Source organism: Bacteroides sp. AF25-38AC, from assembly GCF_003602995.1.
Taxonomy (GTDB): domain Bacteria; phylum Bacteroidota; class Bacteroidia; order Bacteroidales; family Bacteroidaceae; genus Bacteroides; species Bacteroides uniformis.
Window position 1 is genome coordinate 81352 of sequence record NZ_QTMD01000004.1, and the last position, 19780, is coordinate 101131.

At 49.8% G+C, this 19780-nt stretch carries 18 protein-coding genes; 12 read left to right on the forward strand and 6 right to left on the reverse strand.

Annotation, left to right across the window (positions count from 1 at the left end; translation table 11 throughout):
• The first annotated feature begins 5 nt into the window (after positions 1 to 5).
• Both DWY55_RS03995 and mtgA read left to right on the forward strand, forming a co-directional pair.
• Complete coding sequence (locus DWY55_RS03995; RefSeq protein ID WP_005828077.1) at positions 6 to 680, forward strand: OmpA family protein; 675 nt, start codon at positions 6 to 8, stop codon at positions 678 to 680.
• Positions 681 to 760: 80 nt separating this feature from the next.
• Complete coding sequence (gene mtgA / locus DWY55_RS04000) at positions 761 to 1465, forward strand: monofunctional biosynthetic peptidoglycan transglycosylase (RefSeq protein ID WP_005828075.1); 705 nt, start codon at positions 761 to 763, stop codon at positions 1463 to 1465.
• A 75-nt stretch (positions 1466 to 1540) separates the two neighbouring features.
• Here mtgA and DWY55_RS04005 read toward each other — a convergent pair whose 3' ends face one another.
• From DWY55_RS04005 to DWY55_RS04015, 3 genes are all read right to left on the reverse strand, one after another.
• Positions 1541 to 2689 carry a cytochrome d ubiquinol oxidase subunit II gene (locus tag DWY55_RS04005; RefSeq protein WP_005828073.1) on the reverse strand — a complete coding sequence of 383 codons (1149 nt, stop codon included), beginning with the start codon at positions 2687 to 2689 and terminating at the stop codon, positions 1541 to 1543.
• A gap of 20 nt (positions 2690 to 2709) precedes the next feature.
• Entirely contained in the window at positions 2710 to 4284 is a 1575-nt protein-coding gene (locus DWY55_RS04010; protein ID WP_005828071.1) for a cytochrome ubiquinol oxidase subunit I, read from the reverse strand.
• Between the two features lie 116 nt (positions 4285 to 4400).
• Positions 4401 to 4622: a DUF4492 domain-containing protein gene (locus DWY55_RS04015; RefSeq protein WP_005836288.1), complete on the reverse strand. Its 222-nt coding sequence runs from the start codon at positions 4620 to 4622 to the stop codon at positions 4401 to 4403.
• A 210-nt stretch (positions 4623 to 4832) separates the two neighbouring features.
• On the opposite strand from DWY55_RS04015, the gene DWY55_RS04020 reads away from it, so the two are divergent.
• From DWY55_RS04020 to DWY55_RS04060, 9 genes are all read left to right on the forward strand, one after another.
• Positions 4833 to 6233 carry a TolC family protein gene (locus DWY55_RS04020; RefSeq protein WP_005836286.1) on the forward strand — a complete coding sequence of 467 codons (1401 nt, stop codon included), beginning with the start codon at positions 4833 to 4835 and terminating at the stop codon, positions 6231 to 6233.
• 12 nt (positions 6234 to 6245) lie between these two features.
• Positions 6246 to 7475 (forward strand): efflux RND transporter periplasmic adaptor subunit, encoded by a 1230-nt coding sequence (locus DWY55_RS04025; protein ID WP_005828067.1) that lies wholly within the window; start codon positions 6246 to 6248, stop codon positions 7473 to 7475.
• A 15-nt stretch (positions 7476 to 7490) separates the two neighbouring features.
• A complete protein-coding gene (locus tag DWY55_RS04030; RefSeq protein WP_005828066.1) occupies positions 7491 to 8237 on the forward strand; it encodes an ABC transporter ATP-binding protein in 747 nt (248 codons plus the stop codon).
• A 53-nt stretch (positions 8238 to 8290) separates the two neighbouring features.
• A complete protein-coding gene (locus DWY55_RS04035; protein WP_008663115.1) occupies positions 8291 to 9511 on the forward strand; it encodes an ABC transporter permease in 1221 nt (406 codons plus the stop codon).
• Positions 9512 to 9779: 268 nt separating this feature from the next.
• Positions 9780 to 10847 carry a sensor histidine kinase gene (locus tag DWY55_RS04040; RefSeq protein ID WP_005836278.1) on the forward strand — a complete coding sequence of 356 codons (1068 nt, stop codon included), beginning with the start codon at positions 9780 to 9782 and terminating at the stop codon, positions 10845 to 10847.
• Entirely contained in the window at positions 10844 to 11545 is a 702-nt protein-coding gene (locus DWY55_RS04045) for a LytR/AlgR family response regulator transcription factor (protein ID WP_022401519.1), read from the forward strand. The genes DWY55_RS04040 and DWY55_RS04045 overlap by 4 nt, the downstream gene beginning before the upstream one ends.
• A gap of 412 nt (positions 11546 to 11957) precedes the next feature.
• Positions 11958 to 12644, forward strand: a complete 687-nt coding sequence (locus tag DWY55_RS04050) for an energy transducer TonB (RefSeq protein WP_005828058.1) — start codon at positions 11958 to 11960, stop codon at positions 12642 to 12644.
• Positions 12645 to 12960: 316 nt separating this feature from the next.
• Positions 12961 to 13605: a pyridoxamine 5'-phosphate oxidase gene (gene pdxH / locus DWY55_RS04055; RefSeq protein ID WP_117879116.1), complete on the forward strand. Its 645-nt coding sequence runs from the start codon at positions 12961 to 12963 to the stop codon at positions 13603 to 13605.
• 99 nt (positions 13606 to 13704) lie between these two features.
• Positions 13705 to 14748, forward strand: a complete 1044-nt coding sequence (locus tag DWY55_RS04060) for a DUF2776 family protein (RefSeq protein ID WP_117879115.1) — start codon at positions 13705 to 13707, stop codon at positions 14746 to 14748.
• Here the strand turns inward: DWY55_RS04060 and pgl are convergent.
• The 3 genes from pgl to gnd are packed head-to-tail and all read right to left on the reverse strand — an operon-like array spanning position 14741 to position 18444.
• Complete coding sequence (gene pgl / locus DWY55_RS04065; protein ID WP_005828055.1) at positions 14741 to 15457, reverse strand: 6-phosphogluconolactonase; 717 nt, start codon at positions 15455 to 15457, stop codon at positions 14741 to 14743. The two genes, DWY55_RS04060 and pgl, sit on opposite strands and share 8 nt — an antisense overlap.
• Entirely contained in the window at positions 15454 to 16950 is a 1497-nt protein-coding gene (gene zwf / locus DWY55_RS04070; protein WP_057088332.1) for a glucose-6-phosphate dehydrogenase, read from the reverse strand. The genes pgl and zwf overlap by 4 nt, the downstream gene beginning before the upstream one ends.
• 18 nt (positions 16951 to 16968) lie before the next feature.
• On the reverse strand, positions 16969 to 18444 hold the full coding sequence (gnd, locus tag DWY55_RS04075) for a decarboxylating NADP(+)-dependent phosphogluconate dehydrogenase (protein ID WP_034523384.1): 1476 nt from the start codon (positions 18442 to 18444) through the stop codon (positions 16969 to 16971).
• 128 nt (positions 18445 to 18572) lie between these two features.
• Between gnd and DWY55_RS04080 the strand changes: the two genes are divergently transcribed.
• The gene (locus DWY55_RS04080; RefSeq protein WP_057281311.1) at positions 18573 to 19733 is read left to right on the forward strand and encodes a dicarboxylate/amino acid:cation symporter; all 1161 of its coding nucleotides are present in this window, start codon (positions 18573 to 18575) and stop codon (positions 19731 to 19733) included.
• Positions 19734 to 19780 lie beyond the last annotated feature (47 nt).

Genomic DNA, 19780 nt, shown 5'->3' on the forward strand with positions numbered 1-19780 from the left:
GAGTTATGAAGAAGATGAAATTTACAGTATTACTTTTGTGCGGCGCATTGCTGCTGGGCAGTTGCGGCACAATGAACAACAAGGCCAAAGGTGGAATAATCGGCGGTGGCTCCGGTGCAGCAGCAGGTGCCATTATCGGCGGACTGATAGGTAAAGGCAAGGGGGCAGCCATTGGAGCTGCGGTAGGTGCTGCAGTAGGTACGGGTGCCGGCGTTGCCATCGGACACAAGATGGACAAGAAGGCTGCCGAAGCTGCCAAGATTGAAGGCGCCCAAGTGGAGCAGGTGACGGATGCAAACGGCTTGCCGGCTGTCAAAGTATCCTTTGCGGCAGGTATTCTTTTCGGCTTCAACTCCGCAGCACTGAGCAACGAGGCAAAGGCTTCCCTGCGCGAACTCGCACAGATTCTGAAGGAAGACCCGACAACCGATATCGCCATCATCGGCCATACCGACAAAGTGGGTACTTACGAAGCCAACATGAAAGTTTCCAAGAACCGCGCCTATGCCGTAGAGAACTATTTGCAGGATTGCGGCGTATCTCCGGCCCAGTTCAAGAAAGTGGAAGGCGTGGGATACAACGAATACGACGAAAGTCTGTCTGCCGACCAGAACCGACGCGTAGAGGTATATATGTATGCCAGCGAACAGATGATTAAGAATGCGGAGGCAGCTAATTAATATGGTAAAGTGATTAATGTGTTAATGTGCCAATATGCATATTGGCACATTAACACATTAATCACATTGGCACTCTCTCCATGAAACTCCCGAAGCCTTTGCGGTTCCTCCGCAACATCATATTATTCTTCTTTATTTCCACTATCCTAGCGGTAGTGGCTTATCGTTTTGTACCCGTCTACATCACGCCACTGATGGTTATTCGCAGCGTGCAACAGGTCTTTAAGGGTGAAAGTCCATGCTGGCACCACACTTGGGTATCTTCCGACAAGATATCCCCTCACCTGCCTATGGCCGTCATTGCCTCGGAAGACAACCGGTTTGCCACACACAACGGATTCGATTTCATCGAGATACAGAAAGCGATAAAGGAGAATGAAACAAGAAAACGGAAACGGGGCGCAAGCACCATCAGCCAGCAGACGGCAAAGAATGTATTCCTATGGCCCCAGTCTTCCTGGGTACGTAAAGGACTGGAAGTCTACTTCACCGTACTAATAGAGTTCTTCTGGTCCAAAGAACGTATCATGGAGGTCTATCTCAACTCCATCGAAATGGGAAAAGGCATCTATGGCGCACAAGCTGCCGCCAAATACAAGTTCAAGACTACAGCAGCCAAGCTCTCTGCCGGACAGTGCGCACTAATAGCGGCAACATTGCCCAACCCCATACGCTTCGACTCAGCACACCCCTCCCCTTACATAAAGAAAAGGCAAGGACAGATTCTACGATTGATGAAACTGGTACCCAAATTCCAGCTAAATGAGAAGCGGACAAAAGAATAAGAAGAGGATGTATCAAAACAGTTAATAGCACACAGATGACACATCCTCCTTTAATTTTTAATTCTTAATTTTTAATTAATACGCGTGTCCTCCCTCTTCCATCTCCTTCGCATCAATCTTGCGATTGTCGATACTGCGCCAAGCGTAGAAGATGTAGGCAAGAACGAAAGGAACAAGGATAGAGACATAAGCCATAACCTTCAGTGTGAACTGGCTCGAGCAACTGTTTGCCAACGTGAGTGAGCTTTGCAGGTCGTGGGTAGAAGGATAATAGGCCGTATTGTTATAGCCTGCCACAAGCAGCAGTGCCAATACCGTAAGCACCGTCCCTGCACCGGCAAACCAGATACCCTTGTCGAATGCCGGCTTCCACAGCGTGCGGATAATGCCCCAGAGCACAGCCACCACACCAACCAGGAATACAAGCAGCACTACCGGCATCTGCAGGAAGTTCGTCAGATACTTGTAAGGTTCCATGAACACCTCTCCCGTTTCCGGGCGTACAGCATAGCCGTCGGCAAGCAGCGTACGGATGACGAAGGCCAGGAAGAATACCAGGAACAACGCCGTATTTCCCCAAAGTGCCCGGCGGCAGCGTTTCACCAAATCATCCTCATTGATATTATTAATAAAATAAAGCGCTCCCAAGATACGTGCCAGGAAGAACACAGCCAGCCCCAGCACCACATTCCACGGATTAAGCAACGCATCCAACCCATGCCAGCCGTTAGCCCATTGACTGATAACCGGCATTGCCGCATCTGCGATATTCCCTTTATTGATATAGAAGTTAGACCCCGTGAAGAACGTGGCCACTGCCCCACCCAGCAATACCGGACCTACCACTCCGTTTATCACCAGGAACGTGCGATACGTTGTCTTGCCCAGCAGATTTCCCGCCTTCGACTGAAACTCGTAGCTGACAGCCTGCAACACAAAGCTGAACAGAATAATCATCCACAACCAATAAGCTCCTCCGAAACTGGTACTATAGAACAACGGAAACGAAGCAAAGAACGCGCCTCCAAACGTGACAAGCGTTGTAAACGTGAACTCCCACTTCCGTCCCGTAGAATTAATCATCATCTTCTTCTGCTCCTCCGTCTTCCCCAGACAGAACAGAAGCGAATTACCTCCCTGCACGAACAGCAGGAATACCAGTAGTGCTCCCAGCAAGGAGACTACAAACCACCAATAGTGTTGAAGAAATATATAAGCATTCATTGTGAGTTATGAGTTATAAGTTATGAGTTATGTGACGGTGTGTGCGTTTCGGTTTCAGGACCTTTGCGAATAGCCTTCAGCATAATTCCCACCTCAGCAATCAGCATGACAGTGAAAAGTACCAGGAAAATAAAGAACGTGGTCTGCACGGAGCCTACATCCAGCTTAGAGATGGCGGCACTCGTGGGCAGCATATCTTGGATGGCCCACGGCTGACGACCACACTCGGCAACCACCCATCCGGCTTGTCCGGCCAGATAGCCCAGCGGAATGGTGAGCATAGCCACCCAATGCATCCATGGCATCCGCGACAAGTCTTTCTTATAGGCCAGGAACAGCACCACAATAAAGAAGAGGATGAAGTATCCACCCAACATCACCATCACACGGAACATGTAGAACGTAAGGGACACATTGGGCACCAGCTCGTTCACGTCCTTGATATAACCGTAACCGAAATAGGCTACATTATCTTTCAACACTTTGGCAGCCACCTCTGCATCCGCCTCATTGCCCGCAGCCTTGGCTGCACGATAGGCGGCAAACGCACCGATAGCCGTTTTTCCTTTTTCTATTTTCTCCTCTGCCGAAAGCGCTACGGTACCATCGCTCAACGGATATCCGCCTTTCAGCAGGTCATTGATACCGGGAACAAAAGCATCCATCTTGCGCTCGGCAAGCAACGACAGCATCTTCGGAATTTCCACACGGAAAAGGAATGGGTCTACTCCGTCCTGCGGTGTCTGCTTGGCAGGATTCAGCAGCCCGAACGCTACCAATCCGGCACCTTGCCGCCCTTCATAATAGCCTTCCATAGCAGCCAGCTTCATCGGCTGCTTTTGCGCCACCTGATAGCCCGAGCCATCACCCGTCCAGGCAGAGAGCACAGCGGCACACAGACCTACCCATGCGGCAATCTTTACACTTGCCAGCGCAAATTTCTTCTCGCGCTTCTTCCACAGATACCAGCAGCTTACGCCTACTACAAACACGGCAGCCAGCACCCAGCCGGACAGCACGCTATGGAAGAACTTATTGACAGCCATCGGCGAAGTTGCCACAGCCCAGAAGTCCACCATCTCGTTGCGTGCCGTATCGGGATTGAACTCCATACCTACGGGATTCTGCATCCACGCATTGGCAACCAGAATCCACCAGGCAGAAATCGTGGCGCCCAGCCCCGTGAGCCAAGTAGATGCCAGGTGGAAACGCTTGCTCACCTTATCCCAGCCGAAGAACATGACGGCGATAAACGTTGCTTCCATAAAGAAAGCCAAAATACCCTCGATGGCAAGCGGCGCACCGAAGATGTCGCCCACAAACCAACTGTAATTACTCCAATTCGTACCGAATTCAAATTCCAGAATAATACCGGTTGCTACACCAATAGCAAAGTTGATACCGAAAATCTTCATCCAGAATTTGGCAGTACGTTTCCAAAATTCGTCACCCGTACGGTAGTACGCTGTCTCCATGATGCCCATAATTACCGCCAGTCCAAGTGTCAGCGGCACAAAAATCCAGTGATAGATGGCGGTCAAGGCAAATTGGGCTCTCGACCAGTCAATCAGGGAAGTGTCAATGTGTCCAAGCATAAGAATCAAGTTATGAGTTATAAGTTATGAGTTATTAAGTTTTTAAGTTATCGGGTAAGAACAGAGAGACACGGAGAATTTATAAGGGCAAGGAAATAAACTCTGTGTCTCCGTGTTTAGTCGCCCAGACTCCGATGGATAAGCTCATTACTGACATAGCCTTCCTTGTCATCGCCCACCACGGGGGTATTCAGAAACCGTGGGAAGAAGAAAAGGCGGAGAATGAAGAACATGATGAATAACTTCACAAGAATGATAAGCCACAAAGTACGCCCTAACGTCATACTTCGAAAACCTTCCAAATAAAAACGCCAAATGTTTACCGCAGTCTGTTTCATGCCGATAAAATTATAATGATTACAAATATAAAATACTTTTATATAAAGAACAAATAAAAAGGTGAAAAGTTGAACAGAAAAAAGACTTCTCCCATTCATCGGTACAAAAAAGATTTTAGGCGAGGAAAATTCACTCTACGTCTATCACTTTTGCAATCCTTTCTCCACCCTACTACATTTGCAAATGTAAAACCATAGAATAACGAAGATATGACGAACGTAAAAAGATTGACAGTGATAGCGCTATGTATGGCAAGCTGTATGGGAGTGGCCGCCCAAAACGGCACTTCCACGCAGATACCCGGCAGTTCCGAGCAGCCAGCCGACAGCCTGCCCGCCCAATGGGACTTGCAAGCGTGCATCGACTATGCCTTGCAGCAAAACATCACCATCCGCAAGAACCGCCTCAACGCGGAAAGTGCCCAGGTAGATGTAAAGACCGCCCGAGCCGCTCTCTTCCCCAGCCTTTCGGCCAGTGTGAGCCAGCGTGTCGTGAATCGCCCGAAGAGCGAGACAAACACCATCATCGACGGCGACAACATCACCAGCAGCCAGAGCAAGACTTCCTATAACGGCAGCTACGGCATCGATGCCAACTGGACCCTCTACAACGGCGGGAAACGCCTCAACACCATCAAACAACAGCAACTGAACAACCGCATTGCCGAACTTAGCGTAGCACAGAGCGAGAACAGCATCGAAGAAAGTATCGCACAAACCTACGTACAGATACTCTACGCCGCCGAAGCCGTGAAAGTGAACGAATCGACCCTGGAAGTGAGCCAGGCCGAATGCGAACGCGCCCGCCAGCTTCTCGAAGCAGGAAGCATAGCCAAAAGCGACCTGGCACAACTGGAAGCGCAGGTAAGCACCGACAAGTACCAACTGGTGACCGCACAAGCCACCCTGCAAGACTACAAACTACAACTGAAACAACTCCTGGAACTGGACGGCGAATCCGAGATGAACCTCTACATCCCCACACTCGGCACGGAAAACGTACTGGCACCCCTGCCCACCAAAACGGACGTTTACCGTTCTGCCCTCGTGCTCCGTCCGGAAATAGAAGCCGGCAAACTGAATATACAGACATCCGACCTCGACATCAAAATTGCCCGCGCTGGCTATCTGCCTACGCTGAGCCTCAGCGCCGGCATCGGAACCAGCCATGCCAACGGCAATGACTTCACCTTCAGCGAGCAAGTCAAACAGAACTGGAACAACTCGCTGGGCTTCACCGTAAGCGTGCCTATCTTCAGCAACCGGCAGACCAAGAGTGCCGTAGAGAAAGCCAAGATTCAGAAGCAGACCAGCGAACTGGACCTGCTGGACGACCAAAAAACGCTGTACAAGACCATCGAAACCCTCTGGCTCGATGCCAACAGCGCCCAGCAGCGCTACGCCGCCGCCACAGAGAAACTGAAAAGTACGCAGACCAGCTATGAACTGATTCAAGAGCAGTTCAACCTGGGCATGAAGAATACCGTAGAACTGCTGACTGAGAAAAGCAATCTGCTCAGCGCACAGCAGGAGACACTGCAAGCCAAATACATGGCCATACTGAATATGCAGCTACTGAAGTTTTATCAAGGAGAAAAAATCGAATTATAATACCTTATATATATGAACAAAAAAAGAATCATCCTCATTGCCGTAGCTGCCGTAATCATAGTGGGCGGCGGCGTATGGCTCTTCGGTGGTGCCAAGGCCAAGCACAAGGTGACCTACGCCACAGCAACCATCCATAAAGGTGAGATTTCCGAATCCGTAACCGCCACGGGAACCATCGAACCGGTGACAGAAGTGGAAGTGGGTACCCAGGTGAGCGGTATCATCGACAAGATTCATGTAGACTACAATTCCGTAGTAACCAAAGGCCAGCTCATTGCCGAGATGGACCGCGTGACACTGCAAAGCGAACTCGCTTCGCAACGCGCCGCCTACAACGGTGCAAAGGCCGAATACGAGTACCAGAAAAAACTCTACGAGCGCAACAAGACGCTGAACGAAAAGCAGCTCATCGCCGCCACGGACTATGAGCAGTCCGTCTATAACTACGAGAAGGCCAAGAGCAACTACGAAAGCAGCCAGGCATCACTGGCAAAGGCTGAACGCAACCTCTCCTACGCCACCATCACCTCTCCCATCGACGGTGTGGTCATCAGCCGCGACGTGGAAGCAGGACAGACCGTGGCTTCCGGCTTCGAGACACCGACACTGTTCACCATCGCTGCCGACCTGACGCAGATGCAGGTTGTGGCCGACGTGGACGAAGCAGACATAGGCGGTGTGGAAGAGGGACAGCGCGCCACGTTTACCGTAGACGCCTACCCGAATGACGTGTTCGAAGGAGTGGTCACACAAATTCGTCTGGGAGATGCCAGCTCAAGCAGCACGTCGAGCACCAGCACCAGCACGGTTGTGACCTACGAAGTAGTCATCTCCGCCCACAACCCGGACCTGAAACTGAAACCACGCCTGACAGCCAACGTCACCATCTTCACCCTCGACCGCAAAGACGTACTGTGCGCTCCTGCCCGTGCCCTGCGCTTCAACCCCGAAAAACCGCTTATCGGCGACAATGATATCGTGAAGGATTGCGAAGGGGAACATAAACTCTGGACCCGCGAAGGCAACACCTTTACCGCCCATCCGGTGAAGATAGGTATCTCCAACGGAGTCAACACGGAAATTATCAGCGGCATTAACGAAGGTACCGTAGTGGTGACCGAAGCCACCATCGGCAGCATGCCCGGCAGCGGCGCTCCGGACATGAGCCAGGAAGCTCCCGGAGGTGAGAAGAGTCCGTTCATGCCTGGCCCTCCGGGAAGTAAGAAGAAGAGCGGAAAATAATACAAAAAAAGAATTATGAATAAAGCAGTCATTGAACTTCAAAATATCAAACGCAACTTCCAGGTGGGGGACGAAACCGTGCATGCCCTGCGCGGCGTCTCGTTCACCATCCGTGAAGGCGAGTTTGTCACCATCATGGGTACATCGGGCTCCGGAAAGTCGACTTTGCTGAATACCCTCGGCTGCCTGGACACGCCCACCAGCGGCGAATACCTGCTGGACGGTATCTCCGTACGCACCATGAGCAAGCCTCAACGCGCCGTACTACGCAACCGTAAAATCGGCTTCGTATTCCAGAGTTACAACCTGCTGCCCAAAACCACTGCCGTGGAAAATGTGGAGCTACCGCTGATGTATAACTCCTCCGTCTCGGCTTCCGAAAGGCGGAGACGTGCCATCGAAGCCCTGCAAGCCGTGGGGCTGGGCGACCGACTGGAACATAAGTCCAATCAGATGTCCGGCGGTCAGATGCAACGCGTAGCCATCGCCCGCGCCTTGGTGAACAATCCCGCCGTTATCCTGGCAGACGAAGCTACGGGTAACCTGGACACCCGTACTTCTTTCGAGATTCTGGTACTGTTCCAAAAGCTGCATGCCGAAGGACGCACCATCATCTTCGTCACCCACAACCCCGAAATAGCCCAGTACAGCAGCCGCAACATCGTGCTGCGCGACGGACAAATCAAGGACGATACCATCAACACCCAAATCCAGAATGCAGCCGAAGCCCTGGCAGCATTGCCTAAGCAGGAGGAGGAATGAGGGATAAGGGATTAAGGATTAGGGATTAATTTTAAACTTTCCATTAAAACGATATGAACGGAACAAACCTTTTCAAAATAGCCTTGCGAGCCTTGAACAACAACAAGCTGCGCGCATTCCTCACCATGCTGGGCATCATCATCGGCGTGGCGTCCGTCATCACGATGCTTGCCATCGGACAAGGTTCGAAGAAAAGCATCCAGGCGCAAATCTCCGAGATGGGCTCCAACATGATTATGATTCACCCCGGTGCCGACATGCGCGGCGGTGTCCGCCAAGACCCCAGCGCCATGCAGACCTTGAAGCTGACCGACTACGAAGCCCTGCGCAACGAAACCAACTTCCTGGCTGCCGTCAGCCCCAATGTCTCCTCCAGCGGGCAGCTCATCGCGGGCAACAACAACTACCCCTCCTCCGTGAGCGGCGTGGGCACGGACTATCTCGAAATCCGGCAGCTCAGCGTGGAGAACGGCGAGATGTTTACCGAAGCCGACATACAGACCTCTGCCAAGGTGTGCGTCATCGGAAAGACCATCCAAGACAACCTCTTTCCCGGAGGAGAGGACCCCGTGGGACGTATCATCCGTTTCAACCAAGTGCCCTTCCGCGTGGTGGGCGTGCTGAAGTCCAAAGGCTACAACTCCATGGGCATGGACCAAGACGACGTAGTGCTTGCCCCCTACAGCACCGTGATGAAACGCCTGCTGGCACAGACCTACCTTAGCGGTATCTTCGCCTCCGCCCTCACCGAGGACATGACGGACAATGCCACCAACGAAATCACCGAGATACTGCGCCGCAACCACAAGCTGAAGGAGAGTGACGACGACGACTTCACCATTCGCAGCCAGCAGGAACTCAGCACCATGCTGAATTCCACCACCGACCTGATGACCACGCTGCTTGCCTGCATAGCCGGCATTTCGCTCGTAGTGGGCGGCATCGGCATTATGAACATCATGTACGTATCGGTGACGGAACGCACGCGCGAAATCGGCCTGCGCATGAGTGTAGGCGCCCGCGGTGTCGACATCTTGAGCCAGTTCCTCATCGAAGCTATCCTCATCAGCATCACCGGAGGCATCATCGGCGTCATCATCGGATGCGGAGCCAGCTGGATAGTGAAGAGCGTTGCCCACTGGCCCATCTTCATCCAGCCGTGGAGTGTATTCCTCTCCTTCGCCGTATGTACCGTCACCGGAGTGTTCTTCGGTTGGTATCCCGCCAAGAAAGCTGCGGACCTCGACCCGATAGAGGCCATACGCTACGAATAACCTATCTCTCTCTTGCCAGAAGTTATCAAAACACGTCCTAAGTATTAAAAAAAAACTTTCTAAGTATTAAGAAAAAACTTTCTGCCAATAAAGAGAAAAGTTATGCGAAACTAAGGATAATCTCTATCCCAAGCCTTGGGATAGACATCCGCAAGCTTGGGATACATATCCGCAACCTGGAAACGCTTATCCGCAACCTGCGAACAGAGATTTGCTTCGCAGGCAGCGGATATTTCCAATATCCACCTAAAATCCGTATCTTTGTATCATGATGAAACAACAGCTCCCTAACCCACGCCGCCGCGGCATCGAAACCCTGATACACATCATTGTCTGGGGTATCGTCATCGGTTTCCCCTTTCTGATGATGACACGCAGCGGCTTCAATATCAGCCTCGCGGACTATCTGCGCCACGGTAGCAGCAGTACCCTCTCATTCTTCCTTGTATTCTACATCAACTACTGCCTCCTCATTCCCCGCTACTTGTTCGAGGGACGCATCCGGCAGTATCTCCTGCTGAACACACTGCTCATCATCTGCATTACCACCGGCGCCCACCTTTGGCAAGAATACACATTCCAAAACCATATGCGCGGCGATGATGACGGTCAGCACATGGGGCCTCCCAAATGGATATTCATCTTGCGCGACGTCTCGACCATGATTCTCACCGCCGGCCTCAGCGCTGCCATCAAGCTGAGCCGCCGCTGGGCGCAAATGGACGCTGCCCGCCGCGAAGCCGAGAAAAGCCGCACGGAAGCCGAGTTGAAGAACCTGCGCAACCAGCTCAACCCGCACTTCCTGCTCAATACGCTGAACAACATCTACGCCCTCATCGCCTTCGATGCCGACAAGGCACAGACTGCCGTGCAGGAACTGAGCCGACTGCTGCGCCATGTGCTGTATGACAATCAGCAGAACTTCGTCACCCTGGACAAAGAGATGGACTTCATCCGCAACTACATCGAACTAATGCGCATCCGCCTCTCCGCCAACGTCCGTGTGGAAACAAAGATAGACGTCCGACCGGACAGCCGTACGGAAATAGCTCCGCTCATCTTTATTTCCCTCATAGAGAATGCCTTCAAGCATGGCATCTCCCCCACCGAGCCCAGCTTTATCCGTATCCACTTCAGTGAAAGCCCCGGAGAGATACATTGCGAAATAACCAACAGCTATCATCCCAAAAGCGTGGCAGACAAGAGTGGAAGCGGCATCGGGTTGGAACAAGTGCGCAAGCGTCTGGAGCTGACCTATCCCGGCCATTACGACTGGCAGCAAGGAGTGAGTGAGGACATGAAAGAGTATAAATCTATTTTAATTATAAAGATATGAATCTGAAGTGCGCCATTGTAGACGACGAGCCCCTCGCCCTGGGGTTGCTGGAAAGCTACGTCAACAAGACCCCGTTTCTGGAGTTGGTCGGTAAATACTCCAGTGCCGTACAAGCCATCAAGGAGTTGCCCGAGAAGCACATCGACCTGCTTTTCCTCGACATCCAGATGCCCGAACTGAACGGACTGGAATTTTCGAAGATGGTCGATTCCGGCACCCGCATTGTCTTTACCACCGCCTTCGACCAGTATGCCATAGACGGCTACAAAGTCAATGCGCTGGACTACCTGCTGAAACCCATCTCCTACGTCGACTTTCTGCAGGCTGCCAACAAGGCTGTGCAATGGTTCGAATTGCTGCAACAGTCCAAGGAAGAGATTCAGAGCATCTTCGTAAAGAGCGAGTATAAGCTGGTGCAAATCGAATTGAGTAAAATTCTGTACATAGAGGGGCTAAAAGACTATCTCAAAATCTACGAGGAGGATTCTCCCAAGCCTATCCTGTCTCTCATGAGCATGAAGGCAATGGAGGAACTTCTGCCTGCCTCGCGTTTCATGCGCGTCCACCGTTCCTACATTGTTCAGAAGAATAAAATACGTATTATAGACCGTGGCCGCATCGTGTTCGGAAAGAATTACATCCCGATAAGTGACAGCTATAAACAAGCTTTTCAAGAATTTTTAGACCAAAGAAGCTAAAAAAATCGACTAATCCGTCGATAAAATCGGAAAAAACGTCGATTTATTATAGAATCCTTTTGCATATTAAAATATGTTTTTTTATCTTTGCACCGAACAGATAGGAGTTGTGAAACTCCCCCAATAGAATAGTTTAGTTAAGTCTAGTTTAGTTTTTGTGTGAAGCACTTCCTCCGTAAGCGAACGCTGGAAGTGCTTTTTACATATCAACACTATTTAATCCACAAGCAGAAAAATTATCAAAGCAAATTTAAAAAACTATATATAACTACATATCAAACACCAACATAACATTCATTTTCTTATCTTTAATACAGAAACAAGTGGGCACGCATGTTTTATGATTTTACTAATCACATCTGTATAATGTTAGTTTCGCGACAACCATTATACGGTAATAATCTTGTAAATTATGGAAATCAAGAAAACATCCAAAGCAAGCCTGGAAAACAAGAAGTCAAGTTGGCTACTTGTAGGTTATGTAATTGTGCTGGTCTTCATGTTCGTTGCATTTGAATGGTCGAAGCGTGATGTTAGGATTGACATGAGCGGTGCTATTACCGAGAACGTATTTGAGCAGGAAATTGAAATTCCTATCACGGAGCAACCCGAATTAGTAGCTCCACCACCCCCTCAAGCTCCTGCAATTGCCGAGGTATTGACAATTGTGGATGATAATGACAATGTGAAAGAAACAGCCATTGCCTCTTCCGAAGAAATCGGTGAAGCTGTAATCATCAAACCCATATCTCCAACCGTAGATGAAGAGATTCCGGTAGAGGATGAGATTTTTGAAGTTGTAGAGAAGAATCCTGAGTTTTCTTATAATGGCATGAGTCTGATGCAATATCTGGGTAAGAGTATAAAATACCCGACTATTGCACAAGAGACCGGAACCCAGGGGCGCGTAATAGTACAATTCGTTGTCAACAAAGACGGCAGCATCGTAGATGTAAAAGTAGTAAGAGGCGTAGATCCCTATCTGGACAAAGAAGCTATCCGTGTGATTTCCACCATGCCCAAATGGAAACCCGGTGAGCAACGAGGCAAACCGGTCCGTTGTAAATTCACAGTTCCCGTAATGTTTAAATTACAATAGCAGACATGCCAGTGTCCACTTTCCACTTGTCTTCATAAGGTAATCTCCAATATCCGAGGGTGTGTCGAAACTGGTATTCACCACAGATTACACAGATTTGCACAGATAAGTATCTTTGACTATCAGTAGATTAAGCTCATTCTGTGTTAATCCGTGTAATCTGTGGTGAATTTTGACACACCCCCATTTTTTTAAGTATCAACACAGCCATTTCCTTCTTCCATATTTTTCTTTCCGCAGAAAAACAAAAACATTCAGCCCTCTCAGACTGTTACATAGAAAAACAATATATCACTCCTGATAAAACCACACGATAATGAAATCACAACTCTTTGACATCAGAAGAGAATATAAGAAAGGCAGGCTGACACCAGATAACCTCAACGACAATCCCTTTGAGCAATTCGACCATTGGCTGAACGATGCTATCCATAGTGATGAGTACGAGCCCACCGCCATGACGGTAGCTACAGTCTCGACAGACGGGCATCCTTCTACACGCACAGTGTTGCTGAAAGGGGTGGAAAATGGCCGTTTCATCTTCTTCACCAACTACGAAAGCAGGAAAGGCCGGCAACTGACTGCAAATCCGTATATATCCTTATCTTTCGTATGGCACAAACTGGAAAGGCAAATACACATTGAAGGAAAAGCTGAAAGATGCGCTCCTGCCGATTCTGACGCCTATTTTGCAAGCAGGCCTTACAAAAGTAAAATCGGGGCGAGGATTTCACCCCAAAGTCACGTCATCGGCAGCCGTATGGAGATAATGCGCGCGTTCGTCCGCGAAGCGGCAACATGGATAGGGCAAAGTATCAAACGTCCCGACAACTGGGGAGGTTTTGCCGTCACCCCTTTCCGTTTTGAATTCTGGCAAGGACGGGAAAGCAGGCTACACGACCGTTTCCTCTATTCCCAACAAGCGGATGGCAGCTGGAAAAAGGAGAGGCTGGCTCCCTAAATACGGACAGGGAAACACTTCTCATCACAAATAAATCTTAAAAGGAGGAACAAAGCCACAGAAACGCTGTTTGAAGGGGAAACTCTAAAAACAACAGTTATGAATTACGGTATCAGTATTCTTTTCAGGGCTATACCCTTGTTGATGGCCCTTTTCTGTTTCGGCTACGGAGCCTTTGTGCTCCACGAAGGACTGGATTCGGCAAAATTTGTGGCCGGTCCGGTAGTATTTTCCTTAGGGATGATTTGCATTGCCTTGTTCGCCACAGCGGCAACAATCATTAGACAAATTATTCATACCTACAATCCGATAGCCAGATACGCACTTCCGGTTATTGGTTACCTGGCAGCCGTACTCACAGTAATCTATGGTTGGAATTATATGCACGAAACTGCCACGGCAAGCAATTTCGTGGCAGGACACGTGATTTGCGGAGTCGGTTTCATCACAGCTTGTGTAGCTACCACAGCCACAGCCTCCACCCGCTTCACCCTCATTCCCGCCAACTCGGAACGTACCGACCAGCTACAACCTGCCGATGCATTCAATTCCTCCCAGGGATATATCCTGATAGCAGTTGCCACCCTTATGGCAGTAATGGCATGGATATGGGCCTTCTGGCTATTGTCAAAAAGCAGCGAGCACAATGCATATTATGTAGCAGGCCATGTCATGGCAGGACTTGCTTGTATCTGTTCCAGCTTGGTGGCGCTGGTTGCAACCATCGTCCGCCAGATACGCAACAACTATACAAAGGCTGAACGGAAACAATGGCCGGCCCTTGTTTTGATAATGGGCACCATCAGCATTCTCTGGGGACTTCTGGTCTTGGCCAACAGCAATCCGGCACTCTCCTCCACAGGATATATTATGATAGGCCTGGGACTGGTATGCTACAGCATTTCCAGCAAAGTCATACTACTTGCCGCCATCTGGCGGAACACTTTCAAGCTGGCCAACCGCATCCCGCTGATTCCGGTCTTCACGGCCCTGGCTTGTCTGTTTCTCTCCGCCTTTCTGTTTGAGATGGCAAGCCTGCACAATGCCTATTTTGTCCCTGCACGCGTACTGGCAGGTTTGGGAGGCATCTGCTTTACATTATTCTCCATCGTAAGCATTCTGGAGAGCGGTACATCTAAGTAGACATTTTCCCGCCATTGGCCTGAGCATCGAGGAACAATTCCACACGCTCGGCATGGTGGGCCACATAAGCTGCCGGACCGGTATCCCCGGAATCAAGAATATCGCGGACCACATCCGCCTTATTCTTGCCGGTAACAAAGAAAATAAGATTCTTCGCAGCAAACAAAAGGCAGCCGGTCATGGCTATGCGTTTCTGCCCATTATAGGGATTGACACTCACCTCATAAGGATGAAAGGAAGAAAGCAGATATTCCTGCCCCGGAAAGATAGAGGAGGTATGCCCGTCGTCTCCAGCACCGAGCAAAACGACATCGAAGGCCGGGAAGCCACCCCAAAGCGGAACCGTGCGGCAAACCAGCGTCGAATAGTTCTTTGCTTCAATCTCCGGGCGGTTCACTCCATAAATAGGATAAACGTATTCATCGGGCATGCCTACTTCATCCAACAGCAAACGGCGCATGGTACCATAATTGCTCTCATAATCCTCTGCCGGCACACACCGTTCATCCACCCAATAAATCCGCATCCGCATCCAAGGAGTCACCTCCTTGTACTCGTTGGCCCAAATGTCAAACATCAGCGAAGGAGTACTTCCCCCACTGAATGCAAAATAAAAGGTCTTTTCCGGCTCACGCTCCATCATCGCAATCAAATGTTCAATCAACGCATGTGCCGTAGCTGTAGCCGAATGGTAAACATAACTTTTCATAACTCGCAATATTCATCTGTATTAGTCAAATTCTTACACGGATTAGTCCACTCAGCACCATGTTCGTGCATCATCGCTTCACTTTCCAAAGGTCCCCACGTACCTACGGGATACCCATATAAAGGAGCATCCGTATGCTCTTTCCAATAACGCAACACGGGATCGAAAAAGCGCCATGAAGCCTCTACCGCGTCGCTGCGGGTAAAGAGTGTAGGGTCACCTTGTATGCAGTCCTCTATCAGACGGGCATAGGCATCGCCGGTAGGCAACCCGCCCAACTGGTCATAACTGAAGTCCATCATCACCTGCTTCACGTCAAATCCGGGTCCGGGAGTCTTCATGCCGAATTTCAGCACAATACCTTCATTGGGTTGCAGGCGGAGAATCAGCTTATTCGCGCGGGGACAATGTCCACCCTCGCAACGGAACATCTGATGGGGCGTCTCACGGAAATGTACAACAATCTCAGTCACCTTTGTCGGCATTTGTTTGCCGGTACGGATATAGAAAGGAACACCCTTCCACCGCCAGTTGTTAATACCGATTTTCATGGCAATATACGTTTCGGTACGCGAATCAGGTGCCACGTTCTTCTCTTCCCTATACCCGGCTTTCGAGCCCGAAGCCGTATATTGTCCGCGGACAATGTGTTCCTCCAAATCCTCCTCTGTCAAGGGAGCCAATGACTCATAGACCTTCACCACCTCGTTGCGGAAATTATCGGCATTGAAAACGGCAGGCGGTTCCAATGCTGTGAGCGCCACAAGCTGTATGAGGTGGTTTTGTACCATATCGCGCAGGGCTCCGGCACCTTCATAGAATCCGCCACGTCCTTCGATACCCAGATTCTCTACGGCTGTAATCTCCACATAGTCTATATAATTACGGTTCCATAGCGGTTCGAAGATTCCGTTGGCAAAACGGAAGGCGAGAATGTTCTGCGCCGTTTCCTTACCCAGAAAATGGTCGATGCGGTAAATCTGATGCTCCTTGAAAACGGAAGCATAAATGCTATTCAGCTTTCTGGCTGACTCCAAATCGTAACCGAACGGCTTTTCAACGATGATACGCGTATCAGGACGGTTCAGACCGGCCGCCTTCAAGTGCAAGGGAATGACACCGTACAAGGAAGGTGGAGTAGCCAGATAGAACAGCAGGTTGTCCGGTTTCTGCTCACCGGTAAACTCTTGTAAACGTCCGTCCAGCAGATGATAGCCTTCAACCTCGGCGGGATCCAATGTCTGGTAATGCAGATGGCTGCAAAAATCCCTCATTTTATCTTCCACCTGCTCTTTGGAAGCTACGAACTTACTCAATTCACTCATTATATATTCTTGGTAACGGGCATCCGTATACTCGGTGCGTCCTATCCCCAGAATGGAGAATCCTTCCGGCAACCGCCCGCCACTATACAAAGTATAGAGCGCCGGCATCAGTTTGCGCTTCGTCAAGTCACCCGAAGCGCCGAATATAACAATCACTAATTTCTTCATCATCTTCTCCCCCCTTTCTCACACATTGTACGTACCCGATTTCGTATCTCCTCCGTGTCCCGTCCAATTTTCATGGAAAAACTGTCCACGCAACTCGTCTGTCCTTTCAAAGGTATGCGCACCAAAATAGTCACGTTGCGCCTGAATCATATTGGCAGGCAACTTGGCAGACACCAGCGAATAGAAATAATTCAAGGCGGACGAGAATGCAGGTACCGGAAGTTCCTCTTTCATGGATTGTGCCACCAGATGTTTCCAGCCGGAAAGCAACAGCTGCATTTCATTTTTGAAATAAGGAGCCAACAGCAAATGTTTGGGCTTGTCTTTAGCCTCGAAAGCCGTAGCTATGTCGTTCAGGAAAATACTACGGATGATACAGCCGCCCCGCCACATGCGGGCGATGGATGCCAAATCGAGGTTCCAGGCAAAAGCGTCGGATGCACGCTGCAACACAGCAAATCCCTGAGCATATGACACTAATTTGGAAGCATAGAGTGCGGAATAGATATCCTTCACCATCTCCGACTTGTTGTACACCGCCTGCGAGCGTCGGCATACAAATTGCTTGGAAGCCGTTTCACGCAAGCCCTTCTGTGCCGACAAACTACGTTCGAATACAGCCGTAGCAATCAGCCCCAACGGCATGCCCAGCTCCATCGCATTGATAACGGACCACTTGCCCGTACCTTTCTGTCCGGCGGTATCCAATATCTTATCTATCAGGTAACCTCCTGATTTGTCCTTATGACGCAGTATGTTGGCGGTAATTTCAATGAGATAGCTACGCAACTTACCCTCATTCCAATCAGCAAAGATTTCTGCCATCTGTCCATTGTCCAGACCAAGCAGATTCTTCATCACCCAATAAGCTTCGGCAATAAGCTGCATATCTCCATATTCGATACCGTTATGTATCATCTTGACGAAATGACCGGAACCGGCAGGACCAATCCACTGGCAGCACGGGGTACCGTCAGATGCTTTTGCCGCAATACTCTGCAGGATAGGCTTCACCTCAGGCCAGGCACTTTCAGAGCCTCCGGGCATGATAGACGCGCCGTTCAGTGCTCCTTCCTCTCCACCGGAAACTCCGGCTCCCACAAAACGGAAGCCTTTCTTTTCGGCCAATGCCACACGCCGGTTGGTGTCCTCATAATTGGAATTGCCACCGTCAATCAGGATATCCCCTTCGGACAAATGGGGAAACAGCTGTTCCATCAGTTCATCCACCGCACTGCCGGCACGAACCATCATCATTATTTTGCGGGGTATGGCAATGGAAGTTACAAATTCGGCTATATCTGTATAGCCTTCAATTTTTTTCCCTTTGGCGCGGCCGTTCACAAAACGTTCCACCACCCCTTCTTCCACTCCCGGAACCGTACGATTATATACCGAAACATTCCATCCCTTATCTGCCATATTGAGGGCCAAATTCTCGCCCATAACTGCCAGACCGATAAGTCCAATGTCTGTTTTATTTAAATTCTTCATATTCATGTAAATTTTGTCTTTATATGGAAACAAAATGCTAACAGCATTTGTTCGTATGAATTACGAAAATAAAATAGTACTTTTGTCAGCGAAAGCCTATTTTTCAACCAGACAGAAAACCAATGCTCATGAAGAACTTCCACATCGGACTATTGCCACGCATCATCATTGCCATTATCTTAGGTATACTTTTCGGAAATTTCCTACCGGCTTCGCTGGTACGGCTGTTCGTAACATTCAATGCCATTTTCAGTGAATTCCTGAACTTCTCCATCCCCCTCATCATTGTGGGGCTAGTCACGATTGCCATTGCCGACATCGGCAAAGGAGCCGGACGGATGCTGGTCTTCACAGCGCTCATTGCTTACGGAGCTACCCTATTCTCCGGCTTTCTCTCCTACTTCACCGGTGTGGCGGTATTTCCTTCCCTCATAGAAACCGGGGTGCCGTTAGAAGAAGTCAGTGAATCTCAAGGTATTCTTCCCTATTTTTCCGTGGGCATCCCGCCATTGATGAATGTTATGACCGCACTCGTACTTGCCTTCACACTGGGGCTGGGCCTGGCTCATCTGAAAAGCGAGGTACTGAAAAATGCGGCGCGCGATTTTCAAGAGATTGTCATCCGCATGATCAGTGCAGTGATATTGCCGCTGCTTCCCATCTATATTTTCGGCATTTTCCTCAACATGACGCACAGTGGACAAGTATTCGGCATCCTGATGGTCTTTATTAAGATTATCGGTGTAATCTTCCTGCTTCACATCTTTCTCCTGGTATTCCAATACAGCATTGCGGCACTGTTTGTCCGCAAGAACCCTCTCAAACTACTGGGACGAATGATGCCTGCCTACTTCACGGCTCTAGGCACTCAATCCAGTGCCGCCACTATCCCTGTAACATTGGAGCAAAGTCGGAAGAACGGCGTCTCTGCCGATATTGCCGGATTCGTCATCCCACTTTGCGCCACCATCCATCTGTCGGGCAGCACATTGAAGATTGTGGCATGCGCCCTGGCACTGATGATAATGCAAGGCATGCCCCATGATTTCCCTCTATTTGCAGGATTTATCTTCATGCTGGGCATCACTATGGTAGCCGCTCCCGGGGTACCGGGAGGCGCCATCATGGCATCACTGGGCATCCTGCAATCCATGCTGGGCTTCGACGAGTCGGCACAAGCGCTGATGATTGCACTATACATAGCGATGGACAGCTTCGGTACTGCCTGCAATGTGACGGGCGACGGGGCAATCGCACTGATTATCGACAAAGTGATGGGAAAGAAATAGTTTATATTTTGCTATCTCGTGGAAAATAACGAATATTGCAGTCCGAA